The following is a 21668-nucleotide window of genomic DNA, read 5'->3' on the forward strand; positions in this document are numbered from 1 at the left end:
CAGCTTGCCGGTGCGCGTCCACCCACGCGGCCTGGCGCAGCACGACGTCCAGGGCCTCGGCGCTGCCCGCCAGCCGGTGCTGGTCGACGAGCCCGGCCATGATCTTGTGGATGGTGTAGTACGGTGCCCACACCCCGGACCCGGACTCCAGCCGGTCGAGGAAGTTCTCGGGGAAGGCCGAGAGATAGCCCGGTCCGTAGCCGGCCGCCGGGGACTTCGCCTGGCAGGCGGCGAGCGCGGAGACCAGCTTGCGGCTCTTGTCCAGCAGCGCGGTGTCGCCGGTGTTGGCGTGGGTGAGGGCCAGCCCGGACAGCAGATGGCCGGTGCTGTGGCCGCGCAGCTCGGTGGTCGGGCTCTCCCAGCCGCCGCACGGCCGGGCGCTGCTCGCCAGGCCGACGCCCCGCCGGAAGGTGTGGAGCAGCCGGTCGATGTCGACGTACCGCAGATAGGCGGTGTTGCGGGACTGGTTGTCCTTGAAGGCGCTCGGCAGCAAAGTGACGGCGCCGAGCGGGAACGGCCGGACGCTGGTGAGCGCCCGCGCCCGGCCGCGGGATGCGGCAGGGGCGGCAGCCATGGCGGTGCCGCCGGCCGCGGCCGTGAGCGCGACGGCCGCGGCACCTGAGGCCGTAGTGGTCAGGAAGTGCCGTCTGTCGACTGGTTCGTTCATGTCTTCCCTCACAGAGGTTCGAAATTACGAACAATGTCCGACATGCTGCGCACGGCGACGCTACCGGCACTTCTGTGGAAGTCAACAGCCCCAGCGGTAACAGGACACTGGACCGGCCAGCCCGCTCAGCCGCGCCGCCACTGCTGGTTGGCTCCGCCGGTGCACGTCCACTGCACGATCGCGGCCTTGTCCGCGGTGGACTCGTCCGCGACGTCCAGGCACTTGCCACTGCTGCGGGAGGTCAGCCGCACATACCCGTCGCCCGCGTCCGTGGCCTGCCACTGCTGGTTCGTCCCCGCGCCGCAGGCCGACTGGACGACCTTCGCGCCGTCGTCGGCGGAGGCGCCACTGACGGTCAGACACTGGGAGCTGTGCCGGGCGACCAGCTGGATGTAGCCGTCGCCGGTGTCCTTGGACCAGAACAGCTGGTTGCCACCGCCGTTGCAGGTGTACTGCACGGCCGCGGTGCCGTCGGCCTGAGCGGCGGAGGTGATGTCGGCGCATTTGCCGCTGTGCCGGGCCACCAGCGTCCGGTACGGCCCGCCGGAGCCGGTCACGGTGCCCGCCTCGGTGTCGACGGACAGCTGCGGGAACCAGTCCATCGTCATGGTGCGGGAGGTCGGGAAGGACAGCGGCAGCCACACATAGCGGGAGTCGTTGACCTTGCCGCCGAAGGAGTTGCCCCAGCGGTCGCCCAGGTACAGATAGGACGTCGCCCGGTCGCCCTGTACCGGCAGGACGTACGCGGTCTGGGAGCCGTACGCGGTCGCGTCGCCGACATCTCTCATCTCGGTCCACGGCCCCGCCAGGTCGGTCGCGGTGGCGTACTTCTGCTGGTTGGGGTTCCAGCCGGTGGCGCCGGAGGTCAGCATGAAGTAGACGTTGCCGCGCTTGAAGAGGGCGGGCGCCTCGCGGTGGCCGCCGGGCCAGGGGTTGGCCACCAGGCTCGCCACGCCCGTGTAGTCGTCGGTCAGCCGGTAGATCTGCAGGTCGTAGTTCTCCCGGGCCGCGGAGACCATGTAGCCGGTGCCATCGCTGTCCTGGAAGAGCGTGATGTCCCGCGACATGTGCTGGTCCAGGGGCCGGAAGCTGCCCCGCCAGGTGTAGTCGCCGTCGACGGTCGGGGAGGTGGCGACCGCGGCGCGCGCCTCGCTGTAGTCGGTGCCGTTCTCCTTGTGCATCCACATGACGAACTGCTTGGTGCGCTGGTTGTAGAGGACCTTGGGCCGCTCGATGTTGGCCTGCGCCAACTCGGGGTCCGTCGCCTCGGTCAGGACGTGTCGGCGGAACTCCCAGCTCTTGAGGTCCTTCGAGCGGTAGGCGGAGACATAGCGGAAGGTGTTGTCCGCGTTGCGGTTCTCACCGAACCAGTAGTAGTACGCGCCGACCTTGATGACTCCCCCGCCGTGGGCGTGCACCGGATCGCCCGAGGTGGTCGCGAACTGCGTCCCGTTGAGGATGGTCACGGGGGCGGCCTGGGCACCGGACGCGCACAGCAGCGGGGCCAGCACGGCCATGCACACGGCGGCCACCAGCGTCCACAGGCGGGGGCGCCTCAGCTTCAGAGCGGGCATCACACGCTCTCCTTCAGGACGGTGAAGTGGCGGGCGAATCCGGAGAGGCCGGGCAGCTCCCTGATCGGGGTCCAGGTCCGGAATCCGTCGAGGCTGTCGCTGTAGTAGTACTTGTGGTCCGCGTAACCGTCGAAGTAGATGCGCCAGGCGCCGTTGTCCAGGTGGACCAGCGCGGGCCCCTCACGCCAGCTGCCCCAGCCCGCCCAGTCGCCGGTGCCGCGGAAGGTGTACGGACCACCGAGGCTGGTGGCCGTGGCGTACTCGATGTACTTCGTCGTCTCCTGCTTGGTGAAGGCGTGGTACTGACCGGCGTAGCGGACCACGAAGGTGTCGATGTAGTTGGCGGTGTCCAGGCCGGTGATCGGCTTCGGGGTGGTCCACGAGGACAGCGCGGCGTTGGTGGCGGTGAGCAGATGCGGCCGGAAGGTCTGGCCGGAGGTGGACGTGGTGTCCAGCGAGACGATGACGTTCACGCTGCCGTTCGTGTCCACGAAGAACTCGGGCGCCCAGGTGCGCTCCAGACCGGCCACCGGGAGGGTGTGGTCGCGCACGAAGGTCCAGTTGACCCGGTCGCTGCTGCGCGCGAAGCCGATGGTGTTGCCGGTCCAGTTGGCGGTGTAGACGATGTAGTAGTAGCCGTCGGTGTGCTTGATGACGCTGGGGTCGCGGATCAGCTGGGCCGGGGGCGTGTAGGCGGGGCCCTTGAGCAGCTTGTAGGTCAGCGCGTCCGGCGAATCGTAGACATACATATTCGACTCGCTGCTGTTGGTGAACGCGGTCATGGTGTACCGCGTCGTCGCCTTCACCTCGCGCACGGGCGCATCCGCGACCGGGACACCGAAGTCCGGGGTGCCGTCGGCCTTCCAGCGCAGGGTCTGGACGCGGGTGTGGCGGTTGGGGTCGTTCAGCGGATCGCCGGTGATGTCCTTGTACTGGCGCGCGTGATAGACGAGGACGTCGGTGCGGCCGTCCTCGGCGACGGTGAAGGAGTTGTGTCCCGGACCGTACTGCTTGGTGGTGTCATTGCTGGTGAAGACCGGGGTCGGAGTCTTGGCCCAGGACGCGGGGTCCAGCAGGTCGCTGCCCTCGGTGGCGGTCAGCATCCCCATGCAGTAGTTGCTGTCGGTGGCGCTCGCGGAGTACGTCAGGAAGACCCGGCTATTGCGCTGGAGGACCGAGGGGCCTTCGTTGACCTTGTAGCCGCGGGTCTCCCAGTCGTACGTCGGGCGGGAGATCTCCACCTGCGGGCCGGTGATGGTCCATGGGTTCGCCATCCGGGCGATGTAGATGCTGGAGTTGTTGCCGACGGCCGGGTTGGACTGGGCCCAGATGAGATAACGGGTCCCCCGGTGGACGAAAGTGGAGGCGTCGAGGGAGAAGGAGTCCAGGGGGGTGGTGATGCGGCCCTTCTCGGTCCAGGTGCCGGTGAAGGGGTTGGCGCTCGCGTTCTCCAGCACCCACATCCGGATCTTCCAGACGTCGTTGGCGGGTGCCGAGGCGAAGTAGACGTACCACTTGCCGTCGATGAAGTGGATCTCCGGCGCCCAGATGTGGGCGCCCATGTCACCACTGGCGTGCTTCCTCCAGATCACCGACTCCGCGGCCGTGGCCAGGCCCTGCAGACTTCTGGAGCGGCGCAGGACGATGCGGTCGTACTCGGGTGCGGTGGCGGTGAAGTAGTAGTAGCCGTCGCTGTGTTTGACGATGTGCGGGTCGGCCCGCTGCAGGACGAGCGGATTGCGGTACGGCTCGGCCTTGGCCTCGCTCGGCGCGGCGGCCGGGCCCGCGGCGTGGGCCGGGCCGGGCGCGCCCACAACGGCGCCCGCGGCGAGGGCGCCCTTGAGGACCAGCCGGCGGCCGGGTTGCTGTTCGCTGCTGCTCATGTCTGCCTGTCTCCTGATGATGGACCCCCGTGATCGATTTTGTTCGGAGATTAAAGCTTCTGATGACTTCTGGCAGGCCCTGAGGAGGGTGCGAAAGTTTCGAAAACGCCGCGGCGCCGAGGCCGTTCTCCAGTACGAGACGGAAGCCTTGTCGCGGAGGCCAGGCTTACCTAAGCTCACCGCGACAACCGGTTTCCGTGTCTGTGACCAGGAAGAAGTGGTAGGCAGATGACCGCAGGACCGATCCGACTCTCCGAGGGTGCGCACACCGCACTGCGCCCGGCCGCGACGGCCCGTATCACCGGCGGCTTCTGGGCCGCCAGGCGCCGCACCAACGCCGAGGTGAGCATCGCGCAGGGCCCGCACCGCCTCGAGGAGGCGGGCAATCTGGACAATCTGCGGGCGGCCGCCGAAGCGAAGGCACCGGGGTTCAGCGGCGACTTCCAGTTCCAGGACTCCGATGTGCACAAGTGGCTGGAGGCCGCGTCCTGGCAGCTGGCCGAGGGACCAGATGGGGCTGCGGGCGCGGCCGGGGCCGCCGGGCCGGTTGACGGGGAACTGGCCCGGCAGGTCGGCCGGTTGACCGGGCTGGTGGCGGCCGCGCAGGACACCGACGGCTACCTCCAGACGTACTACCAGGTCAGGCCGGGCGCTCAGCGGTGGACCGAGCTGCACTGGGGGCACGAGCTGTACTGCGCGGGCCATCTCATCCAGGCCGCGGTCGCGCACCACCGGGCCACCAAAGGCGCCGAACTCCTCGGCGTGGCGGTGCGGTTCGCCGATCACATCGACGCCACCTTCGGCCCCGGCAAGCCGGTGGACGCGGTGTGCGGACACCCGGAGATCGAGACGGCACTGGTCGAGCTGTACCGGGAGACCGGCGAGCGGCGCTATCTCGACCTCGCCGCCTACTTCGTGGACCGGCGGGGAGCGGGCAGCCTCGGCGACGGCGCCGAGGACCGGGAGGCCGACCGCCGCCCGGGCGCGCCCTACTGGCAGGACCACACCCCGGTGCGGGACGCGACCGAGGTCACCGGGCACGCCGTGCGCCAGCTGTATCTGCTCGCCGGGGCCGCGGACCTGGCGGCCGAGACCGGCGATCCCGGGCTGCGGGAGGCGCTGGTGCGGCTGTGGGAGGACATGGCCGCCACCAAGACCTATCTGACCGGCGGGATCGGCTCCCGGCACGATTCGGAGGCGTTCGGCGACGCGTACGAGCTGCCGCCGGACCGGGCGTACGCCGAAACCTGCGCGGCCATCGCCTCGATCCAGTTCGGGTGGCGCATGGCGCTGCTGACGGGCGAGGCCCGCTACAGCGACCTGGTCGAGCGGACCTTGTACAACGGCTTCCTGTCGGGCGTCTCGCTGGACGGGAACCGCTGGCTGTACGTCAACCCGCTCCAGGTCCGCGAGGACTACACCGGCCCGCACGGCGACCAGGGGGCGCGCCGCACGGAATGGTTCCGCTGCGCCTGCTGCCCGCCGAACGTGATGCGGCTGCTTGCCTCGCTGCCGCACTACATGGCCAGTGGCGACGCGGAGGGCCTGCAGCTGCACCAGTACGCGTCGGGCTCGTACGCGGCGGGCGGCGGGGCGGTGCGGGTGGGCACCGGCTACCCCTGGGAGGGCCGGATCGCGGTCGTCGTGGACCAGGTCCCCGGCGACGGGGACTGGACCCTGTCACTGCGCATCCCGCACTGGGCGGACGAGTACGGGGTGACGGTGAACGGCGGGCCGGTGGCCGCGCGGGCCAAGAGCGGCTGGCTACGGCTGCGGCGCCGCTGGCGCCCGGGCGAGACGGTGGTACTGGGCCTGCCGCTGCGCCCCCGGCTCACCCGGCCCGACCCCCGGGCGGACGCGGTGCGCGGCTGCGTCGCGATCGAGCGCGGGCCGCTGGTGTACTGCCTGGAGGCGCCGGACCAGCCTGCCGGCCTCAGGCTCGACCGCGTCCGGCTCGACCCCGGGGCGGCGCTGCACGCCGCGCACCGGCCGGAGCTGCTGGGCGGGGTCACCGCGATCACCACCGGGGCGCTGCGCTCCCAGGTCCGGCCCGAGGGCTGGTGGCCGTACGCCGACGCCGGCGCGCCTGACGCACCGGGTGCCCTCGCCGCCGAGCCGGTCCGGGTGACGGCGATCCCCTACTACGCGTGGGCGAACCGCGAGGCCGGTGCGATGCGGGTGTGGATCCCCGTGTAAGCGCTTGCGCCAGCTCCGCGCGCCGCGTGCCCCAGCACCGAGCGGTGGAACTCGCCGGGTGGTCGGGACGTTGTGCCGCTGAGGAACACGGTCTTGTGCCCGAGGGCACCGGCGAACGGGAGGTGTCCCTTGAGCACCGGCTCCACGGACCGGGGAGCGGACCCCGACGAATCCGGCGAACCCGGCGAACCCGGCGACTGGGACGACGTCGTCCTGGACGAGGACTTCATACGTGGCGCGGAGGTGTCCGAGCCCGCCGCACGGACCCGGATGCTGACCGCGCGCTGGCGGCGGCGCGCGCCCGAGCCGCAGCCATGGCGGGCGGACGAGCCCCCGGCAGGCTGGTTCTGGAGCAGGCGGCGCAAGCGGCGCCGGCGGCGTTAGGGCCGCGTCAGGGCCGGGGCCCTCCGCAGGACTGCGGCGCTTCTCGGCGGGCGGCAGCGCGTATGTCCGGCGGGCGACGGCGGCAACGTTCCGGCGAGCGGCGGCGACCAACCGTCGCGGGCGGCCACGCACCCGTACCGCCCCTCCGCGGGGGCGTGCCGCCCGCTCCCACTTCCCGACCCGGAAGCGAGCCGCCATGCCGCTCTTGAGAAGACTCCGAATGCTCCTGGTCGCCGTGGCGGCCGGAGCGCTGTCCGTCATCGGTTTCTCCGCACCCGCGGGGGCCGCGCCCTCGGCGACGGCCGACACCTGGAACCCGCCGAGCAACCTCGTCCAGCCGCTGAACGAGGTATGGAAGCACGTCGAGTCCACCTACCCGAACCTGTACGGCTTCAAGAACTACGGCTGGGACCAGGTGATGGCCAACAAGGGCAGCCTCAACTACTGCGTCCGCTGGGAATCGGACCAGCCCGTCAGTGCCGCGCTGCGCGATCAGATCCACACCGCCCTCAAGCGACAGTCCAAGAAGTGGATCGACTCCGTCGCGGGCTTCGACGGCTTCCCGTACAACGATGTCCCGGTCAAGATCGTCGGCTGGGCCGTCAAGAACCGCTCGACCCTCCAGTGGGCCGACAACTCGGTCGACATCTACACCGGGCTGGACAGCGGCGGCGCGCCGCAGTGCGCCCCCGACTGCGGCCGCTTCTTCCACCAGGACGGCAACTACTCCAAGTGTCCCGGCGGCGCGGCGCGCCACTACGACCAGTCGCTGTGGCTGACCAAGGGCTTCGGCGGCGGAGCGGGCGGCGACTGGGGCCAGCGCATCGGCAGTGAGTACATGGTCGGCACGGTGAACCAGGACAACATCCATATCCTGCTGCACGAGATAGGCCACACCTACGGTCTGGACGACTTCTACGACTGGACCCCGACCGGTGTCGGCGGCTTCCTGATGCAGGCGGGGACGGCCGATCACATCACCGAGTTCGACAAGTGGATGTACCGCGACTTCTGGCGCCACCTCAAGAGCCGCTACGGCTTGTAAACACCCGCGCCGCGGCCCCGTACGCCCCCCAGCGTACGGGGCCTGTCTGTGGTTTTCCGAAAGTTTCGAGCGATGTTGAATCCTCAATTCCAGGGGTTCCCCGCCGACTGGGGGCGCCTTAATGTAGGAACCGGTTGCTATCCAGTCAACGTTTCGAGCGGGTGAGTCCCCGTATTCGAAATTTTCGCCAACTGGTGGGTACGGAAGGGGATTCTCGATGGCACGATCCTCGGGATCGACGGGGCCTACCCTGGCGGTCATCGCCCGTGAGGCGGGGGTGTCGGTGCCGACCGCCTCGAAGGTGGTCAACGGCCGGGAGGACGTCGCCCCGGACACCCGGCGCCGGGTCACCGAGGTGTTGGACCGCCTGGGGTATGTGCGCCGGCCTCGCTTCGAGGCGTCCAAGCCGCCGGCCCTGATCGACCTGGTGGTGCACTCGCTGGACACCGCGTGGTCAGGGGCGGTGCTGCACGGCGTGGAGCGGGCCGCGCACGACGCGGGGCTGGACGTGGTGGTCTCGGCCGGGCTCACCCGCACCCGCGGCGGCCGCCCCGAGCGGGGCTGGCTGGACAAACTCTGCGCCCGCGGCAGTTCCGGGGTGCTGTTCAACCTCGCCGAGCTGACGCCCACCCAGTACACGTGGCTGGACGAGCACCGCATCCCGTTTGTGATGATCGACCCCGCGCTGGACCCGCCCCCAGGTGTGCCGTCCGTCGGTGCCGCCAACTGGCAGGGCGGGGTGAGCGCGACGGAGCACCTGATCGGCCTCGGACACCGGCGGATCGCGGTGATCGGCGGCTATCGGCGGAAGCTGTGCAGCAGCGCCCGGGTCGCCGGGTACCGCTCGGCAATGGCGGCGGCCGGGCTGCGCGTCCCGCCGGACTATGTGCGGTACGGCAACTTCGATGAAACCGTTTCCCATCAGCGGATGTGTGAGCTCCTCGAGCTGCCCGAGCCGCCCACCGCCGTCTTCACCTGCTCCGACCAGATGGCGCTCGGTGTGTATCAGGCGGTGGCGGAGCGGGGGCTGCGGGTGCCGGACGACATCAGCGTGGTGGGCTTCGACGATCTGCCGCAGGCCCGCTGGGTCACTCCCGCGCTCACCACGGTGCGTCAGCCGCTGTCCGAGATGGCGGCGACGGCGCTGCGCAGTCTGCTGCGGCTGATGTCGGGCGAGGTGCCCGAGGGCACCCGGACGGAGCTGTCCACCCGTCTCGTGGTCCGCTCCAGCACCACTCCTCCGGCCGGTCTTCCCTCTTGACCGAGAAGTCGAACGCCGATCGGATATCCGGACGATCATGTACGACGGTGAGCGTTGCCGCTACGGTAAGCGCTTACCGAACGAACCATGCTCGAAAGACCCGGGAGGTACCCCCGCCGTGTTTGTCGACATGCCCGTGGACCAGCTGCGCACCTACCAGCCGGCGCTGCCCGAGCCCGAAGGCTTCGACGCCTTCTGGGAGCGCACCCTTGCCGAGGCGGGTGAGCACGCTCTGGACGCGGTGTTCACCGAGACGGACGCGGGGCTGGCGCGTCTGCACACCTACGACGTGGAGTTCTCCGGGTTCGGCGGGCACCGGATAGGCGGCTGGCTGCTGGCGCCGCGGGACGCGGCGGGCCCGCTCCCATGCGTGGTGCAGTACATCGGCTACAACGGCGGCCGGGGTCTGCCGCACAACTGGCTGCTGTGGCCCTCGGTGGGCTACGCGGTCTTCGTCATGGACAGCCGCGGCCAGGGCGCGTCCCCGAACAACCCCGGGACCACGCCGGACCCGGTCGGCGGCACCGGACCCGAGGCTGCCGGCAAGATGACCAAGGGGATCCTGTCCCCGGACGACTACTACTACCGCCGGCTGTACACCGACGCGGTACGCGCCGTGGCAGCCGCCCGTACGCACCCGCTGGTCGACGAGGGGCGGATCGTCGTCAGCGGCGGCAGCCAGGGCGGCGGTCTGGCCCTGGCGGCGGCCGGTCTGGTGCCGGATCTGACCGCGGCGCTGGTCGATGTGCCGTTCATGACGCATATCCGCCGCGCCGTGGAGATCACGGACGCCGACCCGTACGGCGAAGTGGCCCGGTTCTGCGCCGGCCGACGGGACCTGTCGGACCAGGTCCTGGCCACCCTGGACCACTTCGACGGGCTCAACTTCGCCGCCCGCGCCCATGCACCCGCGCTCTTCTCGACCGCGCTGCGCGACCCGATCACCCCCACGTCCTGCGGCTTCGCCGCGTACAACCACTACGCGGGCGACAAGGACCTGAAGGTGTGGGCCTTCAACGGCCATGAGGGCGGGGGCGTACACCAGCAGGCCGAGCAGATCGCGTTTCTGCGCGGCCTGTTCGGCTGAGGAGCGCCCCTTCGGGGGCTGCGGGCGTTCGGCCGCCGCCCCCGAAGGGGAAGAAAGGGGCCTCAAGCACGCACCGAAGGAGTCGCCCGTGCCCACGCAGCCCCTGGACGGCATCACCGTCGTCGCTCTGGAACAGGCCGTCGCCGCCCCGTTCGCCACCCGCCAGCTCGCCGATCTCGGCGCCCGCGTCATCAAGGTGGAACGGCCGGGGCGCGGGGACTTCGCCCGCGACTACGACCGCGCCGTCAAGGGCATGTCCGCCTATTTCGTCTGGGTCAACCGCGGTAAGGAGAGCGTCGTCCTGGACCTCAAGGGCGACGCCGACCGCAGGCTGCTGGACGCGCTCGTCGCCGACGCGGATGTGTTCGTGCACAATCTCGCGCCCGGCGCCGTGGACCGGCTCGGCCTCGGCGCGTGGGTGCTGCGCGACCGGCATCCGCGCCTGATCACCTGCGCCATCTCCGGCTACGGCGCCGATGGCCCCTACCGGGACAAGAAGGCATACGACCTGCTGGTCCAGTGCGAGGCGGGTCTGCTGTCGATCACCGGCGACCCGGGGGCTCCGGCGCGGCCCGGGATCTCGATCGCGGACATCGCGGGCGGGATGTACGCGTACAGCGGGATTCTCACCGCGCTGTACGAGCGGGAGCGTACGGGCGAGGGAACCGATCTGAGCGTCAGTCTCCTGGACGCGCTCGGCGAATGGATGGGCCACCCCTACTTCGCACAGGCCTACGGCGGCGCTCCGCTCGCGCGCAGCGGCGCCCGCCATCCGTCCATCTCGCCGTATGGGCCCTACCGCTGCGGGGACGGCGCGCGGGTCTTTCTCAGCGTGCAGAGCGACCGCGAGTGGATCGCCCTGTGCGAGCGGGTACTGCGCCGCCCGGAACTGATCCGCGATCCGCGGTTCGCCGAGAACCCGGCGCGCCGCGAGCATGACGAGGAGCTGACGGCGGAGCTCGAGGAGTGTTTCGCGGCGCACACCGCCGATGGGCTGATCGCGCTGCTGGACGGGGCGGGCATCGCGAACGCCCGGCTCCGCGATGTCACGGAGTTCGCCGCCCATCCGCAGCTGGAGGCCCGCGCGCGGTGGGGGGAGTTCGGCTCCCCGGTGGGTCCGCTGCGCGGACTGCTGCCGCCGGTCGAGGTGGACGGGCGCCAGGCGGCGATGCGGCCGGTGCCCGCGCTCGGCGAGCACACGGAGGCGGTGCGCGCCGAGTTCTCCCGATAGCGGGGCGGGGCCGAGGGCTGGGCCTACCCTGCCGGGGCCGCGGGGGCGAGGCTTTCGTCGCGCCGCACCAGGGCGGCGTACCGCCCGCCCTTGGCCAACAGCTCGTCATGGCTGCCCCGCTCGGCGATGCGGCCGCCGTCGAGGACCACGATCTGGTCGGCGTCCCGCACGGTGGACAGGCGGTGGGCGATGGTGATCGTGGTCCGCCCGGCGGAGAGGGTGTCGATGGCCTGCTGTACGGCGTGCTCGGTGCGGGTGTCCAGGGCGCTGGTGGCCTCATCGAGGATGAGCACGGGCGGGTCGCGCAGTATGGTGCGGGCGATGGCCAGGCGCTGTTTCTCACCGCCGGAGAAGCGGTAGCCGCGCTCGCCGACGAGGGTGTCATAGCCTTCGGGCAACGAGGCGATGTGGTCATGGATCTGGGCGGCCCGAGCGGCCGCCACGATCTCCTCGTCTGTCGCGCCGGGCTTGGCGAAGCGCAGATTGTCGGCCACGGAGGCATGGAAGAGATAGGTCTCCTGGGAGACGACGCCGACCGCGCGGGACAGGGTGTCGAAGTCGAGGTCGCGGACGTCCACTCCGTCGATCAGGATCCAGCCGCCGGTGACGTCGTACAGCCGCGGCACCAGATAGCTGAGGGTGGTCTTGCCGGAGCCGGTCGGCCCGACGACGGCCAGGCTGCCGCCCGGCGGGACGGTCAGGTCGATGCCAGTGAGCGTGGGCTTCGAGTCCTTCGCGTAAGAGAAGTCGACGCGGTCGAAGCGGACTTCGCCGCGCACCTTCGCCAAGCGCACGGGCTCGGCGGGCTCGGTGATGTCGATCGGCAGGTCTAGGTACTCGAAGATGCGCTGGAAGAGGGCGAGGGAGGTCTGGATGTCCACGCCGGTGGACAACAGGCTGACCGTGGGCCGGAACAGCCCCTGCTGCAGCGAGACGAAGGCGACCAGGGTGCCGATGGAGACGGCGGGGCCGCCCGAGTCCAGGACCATGCCGGCGGCCCAGTAGATGACGGCGGGCATGGCGGCCATGACGATGCCGATGGTGGACATCCGCCAGCGCCCGGCCATGCTGGAGCGCACCTCCAGGCCGACCAGGCGGTCGGACTCCCGGGCGAACTCCCGGGTCAGCGACTCGGACCGGCCCATCGTGCGGCCGAGGAGGATCCCGCTCACCGACAGGGACTCGGTCACCATCGCGGACATGGCCGCCAGCTGCTTCTGACGCTGCGAGGTGATCCGCTTGCGCTCGCGCCCTACCCGGCGGCTGATCCAGACGAACAGCGGCAGCAGGAGCAGCGAGACGACGGTCAGCCGCCAGTCGAGGGCGAGCATCGCGACGACCGTGGCGACGACGCTGGTGAGATTGGAGACCAGCGAGGTCGCGGTGGAGGTGACGGTCGCCTGCATGCCACCGATGTCATTGGCGATCCGGGACTGCACCTCACCGGTGCGGGTGCGGGTGAAGAAGGCGAGCGGCATGCGCTGCAGCCGGTCGTAGACGGCGGTGCGCAGGTCATGCATGACGCGCTGGCCGACGGTGGTGGAGATGAGGGTCTGCAGCACTCCGAAGACGCTGGTGACGACGGCCGCGGCGATCATGCCGAGGGCGAGCAGGGTCAGCAGCCCGGTGCGGCGCTCGGGGATCGCGGTATCGAGGACCTCACGCAGAAGGAACGGCGAGGCGACGGAGACCAGGGCGGAGAGGCCGACCAGCAGGGCGACGAGGGCGAGGCGGCCGTGATAGGGGCGGAAGAGCCCGAGGATGCGCCGCAGCTGGGCGGGCTGCTCGGGATCGGCGGAAGGCGGGGTCCACTGAGATACGTCGTGGTGCATGGGCTCCTTCTGGGCAGGGATGGGTGGTCCGCGGCCGGGTGCGGCGCGGCCTTGCGCAGCATTTTGCCGAGCATAGCTCATTGTTACCTATACTCACAATGAACCTTGTCCTGATAGACTGCGATCATGCCCGCCTCCGACACCTCAGGCCTCCTCGCGGAGCAGCTGTTGCGCCTGACCCGCAGACTGCACCGCGCCCAGAAGCGGCACATGGAGCCCCTTGGCATCACCCCCGCCCAGTCCCGTCTGCTGCGCATGGCGGCGCACAGCGACCGGCCGCCGCGCATGGCGGACCTCGCGCAGCGGCTCGAAGTGGTCCCGCGCGCCGTGACGACGCTGGTCGACGCCCTGGAGGCGCACGGCTCGGTGCGCCGTGCGCCCGACCCGGACAGCCGCCGCGTGGTGCGCGTCGAGCTCACCGACACCGGCCGCGCGACGCTGCGCGCGCTGCGCGACGCGCGCCGGGCCGCTGCGGAGGAGATCCTGGCTCCCCTGTCCGACCGGCAGCGCGAGGTGCTCGGCGAGCTGCTGGACACGCTCGCCGGCACACCCGACCAGGGCCGCTGCTGAGGAGCCCGCCCCCGAGGCGCTTTCCGCGCGCCCGGTGACGCCGCTCAGTGTCCGGACGCGGGGGACGCCGCGGGCGGGACGGTCCCGGCCGGGGTCGTGGTCTCCGCCGGTGCGGCGTGCTCCGTGGGCCGGGCGGTCTCTGCGGGCTCCTCCTCCACGGCCGCCTGCCCACCGTCGAACACGCGCTTGGCCTTCGCCACGTCCAGCGCGCCCTCCCAGCGCGAGACGGCGAAGACAGCGACACAGTTGCCGAGCAGATTGGTCGCCACCCGCATCGAGTCCATGATCCGGTCCACGCCGAGCAGCAGCGCGACGGCAGCCGCGGGGATCACCCCGAGGGCCGAGGCCGTCGCCGAGAGGGCCAGGAAAGCCGAACCGGGCACGCCCGCCATGCCCTTGCTGGTCAGCATCAACACGAGGACGACGGTGATCTGCTGCCCCAGGCTCAGGTCCACACCGACCGCCTGGGAGATGAACAGGGTGCCGATGGACAGATAGATGGCGGCGCCGTCGAGGTTGAAGGAGTATCCGGTGGGGAGCACGAGCCCGACCGCGTCGTCCCGGCACCCGGCCGCGCGCAACTTCTGCATCATCCGTGGCAGAACGGTCTCGCTGGAGGCGGTACCGAGGGCCAGCAGCATCTCCTCGCGGGTGTACCTGACGAACTTCCACAGGCTCAGCCCGGTGATCACCTTGAGGGCGACGCCGAGCAGCACCAGGAAGAGCAGCGCGACGCCGTAGCAGAGCGCGATCAGCTTCCCGTACGTCGTCAGGGCCCCCATCCCGTACTGGCCGACGAGATGCGCCATGGCGCCGAAGACCGCCAGCGGGGCGAGCCTCATGACGAAGCCGACGATCGCGAAGACAACCTCCTGGGCCTGTTCGACGGCCGACAGGATCGCGGGCACCTTGGTCTTGCCCAGGTGAAGCAGGGCCGCGCCCACCAGACAGGCCAACACGAGGACCTGGAGGAGGGAGTTCTGGGCGAAGGCGCCGACGGCGCTGTCCGGCAACGCGTCCAGGATGAACTGGGAGGTCGAGGGCAGATGTCCGCCGCCGGTCTTGTCGTCGACGGCGGAGGAGTCGAGCGTGGCGGGGTCGACATGCATACCGGTGCCGGGGCCCACCAGATTGGCCCCCAGCAGACCGAGGAGCAGCGCGACGGTGGAGGCCACCTCGAACCAGATGAGCGCCTTGAGCCCGATCCGCCCGAAGGCCTTGAGGTCCCCTGCCTTGGCGATCCCGGCGACGACGACGCAGAAGACCAGCGGGGCGATCACCGCCTTGATCAGACGCACGAATCCGTCGCCGAGTGGCTGGACGGCCGTGCCCACGTCCGGCCAGAGCCGCCCGACGGCTACTCCGAGCACGAGAGCGCAGGCGACCTGCGTGAACAGCGAGGTGCGCAGCAGTCTCAGGGCGCGCAGGGGAAGGGATGGTGCGGCGAGCGGCACGTGGACTCCTCCGGGCTTGTTTCTGAGATACGGAAAATGAATTCCGCGATGCGCCACTATGGCGGAGCGTGATGGTCCGCGGAAGGGCCCCGTGTAACAACCGGGAAAATCCTGCCCACGCATACCGCCCCGGCCGACGGGCACTCAGGGGCGAGGAGCGGAACAGACCTGCCCCACGGGTTCGAGGTCCGACGCAGGGGACGGCCACAGAACGGAGAGGTGGGACGATGCGTTTTCGCGACCGGAGGCAAGCCGGGCGGAAGCTGGCCGAGCGGCTGCGCGAGCCGCCGCGTGGCGAGCGGTTGAGGAATCCCGTGGTGCTGGCGCTGCCCCGGGGCGGCGCGCCGGTGGCGGACGAGATCGCCCAGGCGCTGCAGGTGCCGCTGGACGTGCTGGTGGCCCGGAAGATCGGCGCCCCGTTCAACCCCGAGCTGGGCGTCGGCGCGCTCGCCGGGGACGACCCGCCGCTGTACGACGAGCGGGCACTGGCCCTGCTCGATCTGACACCCGCCCAGCTCGCCCCGCGGGCCCGGGAAGAGCGCACCGAGCTGCGCCGCCGCGAGCAGCTCTACCGCCGTGGGCGCCCCTCCGCCGACCTGCGGGACCGCACGGTGATCGTGGTGGACGACGGGCTGGCCACCGGCGTTACCGCGCGGGCCGCACTGCGCTCCGTACGCCATTGCGAGCCCGCCCGGGTGATCCTCGCGGTGCCGGTGTGCTCACGGGAGGCAGTGGCGGCGGTCCGCCCGGAGGTCGACGACCTGGTGTGCCTGGACCAGCCCGACCCGTTCCAGGCGGTCGGCCTGTGGTACGAGGACTTCGCGCAGGTCCGCGACGATGAGGTGATCGATGTGCTGCGGGCCTCCCTCGCTCCACGGTGAGAGGTCCGGCCCCCTGACGGACCGGTCTGACGGACCGGTCGGGCCGGTCCCCCGCTCACCCGGCCAGGTGGGCCTTGTCCCCCATCACCACGACCGGGTGCAGGGTCGGGTCGAGGTTCTTCAGCAGGTACTCCATGCCGGACTTGGGCAGGCTCACACACGCCGACGTGCCGCTGCCGTGGTCCATGTGCAGCCAGATGGATCCGCCCTTGCTCTGGCCCTGAGGCCGGGTCGGGTCGAGCGGTGAGGTGCCCTTGACGCGGTTGTAGTCGATGGCGATGACGTAGTCGAAGTCGTGCCAGTGGGTCTTGGGCCAGTAGTGCGGGGCGGCGAAGGCGGCAGCCTGGTTGTACGGCAGCCGGGCGCCGGGGTCCGGCAGCACACCGCCCGCGTCGCTGAGCGAGTAGATGCCCACCGGGCTGCGCTTGTCGCCCTCGTGATGGTCCGTCGTCCAGCCGCGCTTGCCGTTGTGCGCGGCCCAACTGCGGGTCCGCTCCCAGTTCTTGCCCTGCTTGGTATAGAGCACGACGGTCGCGTCCGCGGAGTTCACGCCATTGCCGTAGACCGCGACGACCTGCCGCGAGTCGGCCGGGATCTTCGCCTGGAAGGCATCGCTCACCTCCGGGATGCGCGTGGGGTCCGACACGGGTGCGGAGCTGCGCAGCGCCTGCTTGCCCTGGCCACCGCTCTTGTCGCCGTCGCCGCCCGCACCGCCGCCGCAGGCCGTCAGGAGGATGAGGGCGGCGCCGGTGGCGGCCGCCGCGCGCATGGACGTCGTGCCGGAAATTCGCATGTGCCCCATCGTCCCACTCCCGCGTCACGACGACGCACGCGGGATTGGCGTGTTCCGTGTCCCGGCGCGGGAAAACCAGTTGAATGCCGCAGGGGTGGGGCGCGAGTCTTTCACGGCTCCTGCCTGCCCGTCACCCCGCCCGAGACCTGGGACGTCATGCACATTCGCGATCTTCCGTATCCCGATCCCGGCCTGCCCGACGTCCGATCAGGGCGCCACTTCCTGTGGTGGCTGGGCAGAAATCAACTGGGCGGGCAGGTGAAGGCGGCGCTGTGGGGTCTGCTGCACATGGCCGCCCTGGTGTCCTTCCCCGTGGCCATCGGCTTTGGCGTCCAAGCGGTCGTGGACGGCTCGGGCGGGCGGCTGGCGCTGGCCGGCGGGCTGATGGCCGGGCTGACCGCGCTCACCGCGCTCGGCGACACCATGCTGCACCGGGCGGCGGTCACCAACTGGATCACGGCGGCGGCACGGGTGCAGCAGCTTCTGGCGCGCAAGGCGGTCGAGCTGGGTTCGACGCTGACGCGGCGGGTGGCGGCGGGCGAGGTCGTGGCCGTCTCCACCGGCGATGTGGAGAAGATCGGTTGGTTCGTGGAGGCGCTGTCCCGCTTCACGGCGGCCGCGATCACCACCGTCGGGGTGTGCGTGGCTCTGATCATCTATCAGCCGGCCCTGGGCCTGGTGGTGGCCCTCGGCGTGCCCGCACTGGCGCTGGCGGTCTTCCCGCTGCTGCCCCGGGCCACGCGGCGGGCGGACGAGCAGCGGGAGAAGGCGGGCCGGGCGACCGAGCTGGCCTCGGACACCGTGGCGGGGCTGCGGGTGCTGCGCGGTATCGGGGGCGAGGAGCTGTTCCTCGACCGCTACCGGCGGGCCTCCCAGGAGGTGCGGGCGGCGGCGGTGCGCAGCGCCCGCATGTGGGCGCTGATCGCCGCCGTGCAGGTCGCCCTGCCGGGGCTGCTGCTGATCGGCGTCGTCTGGTACGGGGCGACGCTCGCCCACCAGGGGCGGATCTCGGTGGGCGAGCTGGTGACCGTCTACAGCGCGGTGACCTTCCTGCTTTTCCCCTTGAGAAATTTCGAGGAGATCGCGATGGCCTATTCCTTCTCCCGGCCTTCGGCGCGGCGCGCCGCCCGGGTGCTGGGGCTGCGGCGCTCCTCGTCCGGCGCCGAGCACCCCGGCGCGGGCGCGGCGGCCGACGGACCGGGCGGGGAGAAGTTCGGCGGCGATCTGTACGACCCGGCGAGCGGGGTGCTCGCGTCCGCCGGGCAGCTGACCGCGGTGGTGTGCGGAGACCCGGACCTGGCGGGACGGCTCGCCGACCGGCTCGGGGGGCACGCTCCGCACGGCGACGATGACGGCGGCGACGCGGCGGAGGCAGAGCCCGGCCGAGCGCCGTCGGCGCTGCTGGGCGGCGTTCCGCTGGACGAGGTGCCGCTGACCGCGGCACGCCGGGCCGTACTGGTCCAGGACAAGGACCCGGTGCTGCTGTCGGGCACGCTCGCCGAGCTGCTCGATGTGCCCCGCTCGGGGGCGGTCACAGTGACGGAGGCGCTGGAGGCGGCGCAGTGCGGCGATGTGCTGGACACGCTCGCGCAGGCGTCGGTGGACGGCTCGGGAGCGGCGGACCCGCTGCGCGCGCGGATCACCGAGCGCGGCCGTTCCCTGTCGGGCGGCCAGCGGCAGCGGCTGGCGCTGGCCCGCTCGCTGATCACGGACCCCGAGGTGCTGGTACTCGACGAGCCGACGTCCGCGGTGGACTCGCACACCGAGGCGCGGATCGCGCAGGGCCTGCGGCGGCTTCGGACGGGGCGGACCACCGTCGTCTTCACCTCCAGCCCGCTGCTGCTGGACCGGGCCGACCGGGTGGTGTTCGTGCGGGACGGCAAGGCGGCCGCGACGGGCGTGCACCGTGAACTGCTGGGCACCGAGTACGCGTACCGCGCGGTGGTCACGCGCGAACCGGAGGAAGACCGAACCACGGACCGGGAAGCGGACCGGGACGCGGACCGGGATACGGACCGGGATACGGACGGGCACGAGCCCACGGGGCCGAGGGTCGCGGGGCGGATCGGAAAGATTGGGGAGTCGGCATGATCGGAGTGGCCCGACCGGCCTATGACCCCGCGGCACCGCAGTCGGCGACGACATTGCCGGTCGGCACCCCCGCCACGGTGCGGGACTACGTCCGCGAGCTGCTGCGGCGGCACCGGGCGGCCTTCGCCGTGCTGATGGCCGTGAACGCGACCGCCGTGATCGCCTCCATGGTCGGCCCGCAGCTGCTGGGCGGGGTGGTCGAGGACCTCGCCGCGGGAGAGCGCGACCTGCACATCGGACGCACCGTCGCGCTGTTCGCGGTGGCGCTCGCGGTGCAGACCGCGTTCGTCCGGATGGTGCGGCTGCGCGGCGCGGTGCTGGGCGAGAGGATGCTGGCGGATCTGCGCGAGGACTTCCTCGTACGGTCGGTGGGCCTGCCGCCGAGCGTGCTGGAGCGGGCCGGGACCGGCGATCTGCTGTCCCGGATCACCACCGACATCGACCGGCTGGCCAACGCGATGCGTGAGGCGGTGCCCCAGCTGGCCATCGGGGTGGTGTGGACCGGGCTGCTGCTCGGCGCCCTGACCGTGACCGCGCCGCCGCTGGGGCTGGCGGTGCTGATCGCGCTCCCGGTGCTGGTGATCGGCTGCCGTTGGTACTTCCGGCGGGCGCCGAGCGCCTACCGCTCGGAGGCGGCCGGATACGCCGCGGTGGCCTCGTCCCTCACCGAGACGGTGGACGCCGGACGGACCATCGAGGCGCAGCGGCTGGGCGACCGGCGGACCGCCCTGTCCGAGCGCCGGATCCGCGAATGGACCGCGTGGGAGCGGTACACGCTCTGGCTGCGCAGCGTGCTCTTCCCCGTGATCAATGTGACGTACTCGCTGATCACCGGGTCGGTGCTGATGATCGGCGGCGCCTTCGTGTTGCGAGGCTGGATGACGGTCGGCGAGCTGACGACGGGGGCGCTGCTGGCCCAGATGCTGGTGGAGCCGGTCGGGCTGATTCTGCGCTGGTACGACGAGCTGCAGGTGGCGCAGGTGTCGCTGGCCCGGCTGGTGGGGGTGCGGGAGATCGAGCCGGATGCGGCCGACGACACGGTGGCGCCCGGAGGCCGGGAGGTGCGCGCGGACGAGGTGCGGTTCGGGTACCGGGCGGACAGCGATGTGCTGCACGGGGTGACGATGCGGGTACGGCCGGGGACGCGGCTGGCCCTGGTCGGACCGTCCGGCGCGGGCAAGTCCACCCTGGGCCGGCTGCTCGCGGGGATCTACGCGCCCCGGAGGGGCACGGTGACGCTGGGCGACGCGGAGCTGGCCCGGATGCCGGCGGAGCGGGTGCGCGAGCATGTGGCGCTGGTCAACCAGGAGCACCATGTCTTCGTGGGGTCCCTGCGCGACAATCTGCTGCTGGCCCGCGCCTCCGCTCGGGACACCGAGCTGTGGGCGGCCCTGGGCGCGGTGGACGCCGACGGCTGGGCGCGGGCGCTGGAGGACGGTCTGGACACCGAGGTCGGGTCGGGCGGGCTGGCGCTGACCCCGGCGCAGGCCCAGCAGATCGCCTTGGCCCGGCTGGTCCTGGCCGATCCGCACACGCTCGTCCTGGACGAGGCCACCTCGCTGCTCGATCCGCGGGCGGCGCGGCACCTGGAGCGGTCCCTGGGCCGGGTGCTGGAGGGCCGGACCGTGGTCGCCATCGCCCACCGGCTGCACACCGCGCATGACGCTGACCTGATCGCGGTGGTCGAGCAGGGCCGGATCAGCGAGCTGGGCAGCCACGACGAACTCGTCGCGGCGGACGGCGCCTACGCGGCGCTGTGGCGCTCCTGGCACCAGTAGCGACCGCCCCGGCGGCGCGGCTGGGCCCGCGCCGCCGGGTGCCGGGGTCAGATGATGCCGAGGGCGCCGAGGCCGCTCAGGCCGCCCACCACCATGAAGACCGGCATCAGTACCTTCAACTCGACCCAGCTGCCCGCCCGGAATCGCATGCCCTTCGGGGGCCCGATCGGGTACCACCGCTTGCGGCCTATCGGTATGGGCCACAGGATCGGGCAGCCGGAGACGGTGAGCGCGTCCCCGATGTCGTGCACCAGGGCGCCCAGGACGATCGGCAGGCCGAGCCACAGATACTCCTGGCCCGGCTCGGTGAACAGCCAGCCGGCGCCGTTGCCCGGCTTGTGCAGCACATCGGCGAGGATCCAGGCGCTGGTGGCGCCGAGCAGCCACACCAGCACATCGCTGGAGACCCGCGCCATGCGCCACAGCAGTCCCTCGACGGCCAGCACCATGTGGACGAAGAGGATGGCGAGCACCGCCCAGCGGCCGCCGGTCATCGCGAGCGTCGAGGCGCCCGCGCCGATCAGCACCGCCCACAGCCAGGTGTGGGTGAGGGTGCGGTGGCCGCCTGAGCGGCGCGGGTCGCCCTGTTTCCTGGTCGCCTTGTAGACCGCGTGCGAGAGCTTGTCGGTCACCTCGCACAGGCCCCGGGAGACCGGCCCGAAAGAGCGGGATATCGTCGCCGCCTTGTGGTCGAGATCGGGGGCGAGCGCCGCCCCGGCGCAGATCAGAGCGCCGACGACAAGCACCGGCCAGGGCATCTCATGGCCCGCCGCCGCGGCCGCCGCGCCCACCCCCAGCCAGGCTGCCGCCCCGGACAGCGAATGCGCCGGTCCCATCATGGTCTTAACCCCGCCCCTGTTCGTGCCCGCGCGTGCGCGGGAGTCGGCCTCTTCGGAAGTTCTCCGGGGCTCGGTGCGCCCCTTCGGCTCACTCGCCGGGCA

The 21668-nt window shown here is 71.3% G+C and carries 16 protein-coding genes and 1 pseudogene; 10 read left to right on the plus strand and 7 right to left on the minus strand.

The genetic code is table 11. From position 1 onward, the window contains the following. Position 1 precedes the first annotated feature (1 nt). From PV419_RS18865 to PV419_RS53315, 3 genes and pseudogenes are all read right to left on the minus strand, one after another. Positions 2-667: pseudogene (locus tag PV419_RS18865) on the minus strand (beta-L-arabinofuranosidase domain-containing protein); the annotation flags it as partial. Positions 668-792: 125 nt separating this feature from the next. Then, positions 793-2241 carry an RICIN domain-containing protein gene (locus PV419_RS18870; protein ID WP_319690433.1) on the minus strand — a complete coding sequence of 483 codons (1449 nt, stop codon included), beginning with the start codon at positions 2239-2241 and terminating at the stop codon, positions 793-795. After that, positions 2241-4124 carry a family 43 glycosylhydrolase gene (locus tag PV419_RS53315; protein ID WP_415925330.1) on the minus strand — a complete coding sequence of 628 codons (1884 nt, stop codon included), beginning with the start codon at positions 4122-4124 and terminating at the stop codon, positions 2241-2243. The genes PV419_RS18870 and PV419_RS53315 overlap by 1 nt, the downstream gene beginning before the upstream one ends. 228 nt (positions 4125-4352) lie before the next feature. Between PV419_RS53315 and PV419_RS18885 the strand changes: the two genes are divergently transcribed. The 6 genes from PV419_RS18885 (at position 4353) to PV419_RS18910 (ending at position 11328) form a co-directional block, all read left to right on the plus strand. Then, positions 4353-6320 carry a glycoside hydrolase family 127 protein gene (locus tag PV419_RS18885; RefSeq protein WP_319690435.1) on the plus strand — a complete coding sequence of 656 codons (1968 nt, stop codon included), beginning with the start codon at positions 4353-4355 and terminating at the stop codon, positions 6318-6320. Between the two features lie 129 nt (positions 6321-6449). Then, the gene (locus PV419_RS18890; protein ID WP_319690437.1) at positions 6450-6704 is read left to right on the plus strand and encodes a hypothetical protein; all 255 of its coding nucleotides are present in this window, start codon (positions 6450-6452) and stop codon (positions 6702-6704) included. A gap of 220 nt (positions 6705-6924) precedes the next feature. After that, positions 6925-7749 carry a hypothetical protein gene (locus PV419_RS18895; RefSeq protein WP_319690439.1) on the plus strand — a complete coding sequence of 275 codons (825 nt, stop codon included), beginning with the start codon at positions 6925-6927 and terminating at the stop codon, positions 7747-7749. 217 nt (positions 7750-7966) lie between these two features. Beyond that, a complete protein-coding gene (locus PV419_RS18900; protein ID WP_319690440.1) occupies positions 7967-9010 on the plus strand; it encodes a LacI family DNA-binding transcriptional regulator in 1044 nt (347 codons plus the stop codon). Positions 9011-9128: 118 nt separating this feature from the next. Then, positions 9129-10097, plus strand: coding sequence for an acetylxylan esterase (locus PV419_RS18905; protein ID WP_319690443.1), 969 nt, complete (start codon positions 9129-9131; stop codon positions 10095-10097). Positions 10098-10185: 88 nt separating this feature from the next. Further along, on the plus strand, positions 10186-11328 hold the full coding sequence (locus PV419_RS18910) for a CaiB/BaiF CoA-transferase family protein (RefSeq protein ID WP_319690445.1): 1143 nt from the start codon (positions 10186-10188) through the stop codon (positions 11326-11328). A gap of 23 nt (positions 11329-11351) precedes the next feature. Here PV419_RS18910 and PV419_RS18915 read toward each other — a convergent pair whose 3' ends face one another. Further along, positions 11352-13160 (minus strand): ABC transporter ATP-binding protein, encoded by a 1809-nt coding sequence (locus PV419_RS18915; protein WP_319690447.1) that lies wholly within the window; start codon positions 13158-13160, stop codon positions 11352-11354. 126 nt (positions 13161-13286) lie between these two features. On the opposite strand from PV419_RS18915, the gene PV419_RS18920 reads away from it, so the two are divergent. Beyond that, positions 13287-13730 (plus strand): MarR family winged helix-turn-helix transcriptional regulator, encoded by a 444-nt coding sequence (locus PV419_RS18920; RefSeq protein WP_319690449.1) that lies wholly within the window; start codon positions 13287-13289, stop codon positions 13728-13730. Between the two features lie 44 nt (positions 13731-13774). Here PV419_RS18920 and PV419_RS18925 read toward each other — a convergent pair whose 3' ends face one another. Next, positions 13775-15184, minus strand: coding sequence for a cation:dicarboxylate symporter family transporter (locus PV419_RS18925; RefSeq protein ID WP_319690451.1), 1410 nt, complete (start codon positions 15182-15184; stop codon positions 13775-13777). A 227-nt stretch (positions 15185-15411) separates the two neighbouring features. Here PV419_RS18925 and PV419_RS18930 point away from each other — a divergent pair, with 227 nt between their 5' ends. Then, positions 15412-16065, plus strand: a complete 654-nt coding sequence (locus PV419_RS18930; protein ID WP_319690453.1) for a phosphoribosyltransferase — start codon at positions 15412-15414, stop codon at positions 16063-16065. Positions 16066-16120: 55 nt separating this feature from the next. Here PV419_RS18930 and PV419_RS18935 read toward each other — a convergent pair whose 3' ends face one another. After that, positions 16121-16858, minus strand: coding sequence for a L,D-transpeptidase family protein (locus PV419_RS18935; RefSeq protein WP_319690454.1), 738 nt, complete (start codon positions 16856-16858; stop codon positions 16121-16123). A gap of 156 nt (positions 16859-17014) precedes the next feature. Between PV419_RS18935 and PV419_RS18940 the strand changes: the two genes are divergently transcribed. Both PV419_RS18940 and PV419_RS18945 read left to right on the plus strand, forming a co-directional pair. After that, positions 17015-18949 (plus strand): ABC transporter ATP-binding protein, encoded by a 1935-nt coding sequence (locus tag PV419_RS18940; RefSeq protein WP_319690456.1) that lies wholly within the window; start codon positions 17015-17017, stop codon positions 18947-18949. Next, positions 18946-20727, plus strand: coding sequence for an ABC transporter ATP-binding protein (locus tag PV419_RS18945; protein WP_319690458.1), 1782 nt, complete (start codon positions 18946-18948; stop codon positions 20725-20727). The genes PV419_RS18940 and PV419_RS18945 overlap by 4 nt, the downstream gene beginning before the upstream one ends. Before the next feature lie 47 nt (positions 20728-20774). On the opposite strand, the gene PV419_RS18950 is transcribed toward PV419_RS18945, so the two are convergent. After that, positions 20775-21566 (minus strand): metal-dependent hydrolase, encoded by a 792-nt coding sequence (locus PV419_RS18950; protein WP_319690460.1) that lies wholly within the window; start codon positions 21564-21566, stop codon positions 20775-20777. Positions 21567-21668 lie beyond the last annotated feature (102 nt).

It is taken from the genome of Streptomyces sp. ME19-01-6 (assembly GCF_033793745.1).
Classification (GTDB): domain Bacteria; phylum Actinomycetota; class Actinomycetes; order Streptomycetales; family Streptomycetaceae; genus Streptomyces.

Coding starts and splice junctions, on each gene's coding strand:
- PV419_RS18870 (WP_319690433.1), bottom strand. CDS start 2,241: ATGCCCGCTCTGAAGCTGAGGCGCCCCCGCCTGTGGACGCTGGTGGCC.
- PV419_RS18900 (WP_319690440.1), top strand. CDS start 7,967: ATGGCACGATCCTCGGGATCGACGGGGCCTACCCTGGCGGTCATCGCC.
- PV419_RS53315 (WP_415925330.1), bottom strand. CDS start 4,124: ATGAGCAGCAGCGAACAGCAACCCGGCCGCCGGCTGGTCCTCAAGGGC.
- PV419_RS18895 (WP_319690439.1), top strand. CDS start 6,925: ATGCTCCTGGTCGCCGTGGCGGCCGGAGCGCTGTCCGTCATCGGTTTC.
- PV419_RS18950 (WP_319690460.1), bottom strand. CDS start 21,566: ATGATGGGACCGGCGCATTCGCTGTCCGGGGCGGCAGCCTGGCTGGGG.
- PV419_RS18940 (WP_319690456.1), top strand. CDS start 17,015: ATGCACATTCGCGATCTTCCGTATCCCGATCCCGGCCTGCCCGACGTC.
- PV419_RS18930 (WP_319690453.1), top strand. CDS start 15,412: ATGCGTTTTCGCGACCGGAGGCAAGCCGGGCGGAAGCTGGCCGAGCGG.
- PV419_RS18935 (WP_319690454.1), bottom strand. CDS start 16,858: ATGCGAATTTCCGGCACGACGTCCATGCGCGCGGCGGCCGCCACCGGC.
- PV419_RS18945 (WP_319690458.1), top strand. CDS start 18,946: ATGATCGGAGTGGCCCGACCGGCCTATGACCCCGCGGCACCGCAGTCG.
- PV419_RS18915 (WP_319690447.1), bottom strand. CDS start 13,160: ATGCACCACGACGTATCTCAGTGGACCCCGCCTTCCGCCGATCCCGAG.
- PV419_RS18920 (WP_319690449.1), top strand. CDS start 13,287: ATGCCCGCCTCCGACACCTCAGGCCTCCTCGCGGAGCAGCTGTTGCGC.
- PV419_RS18885 (WP_319690435.1), top strand. CDS start 4,353: ATGACCGCAGGACCGATCCGACTCTCCGAGGGTGCGCACACCGCACTG.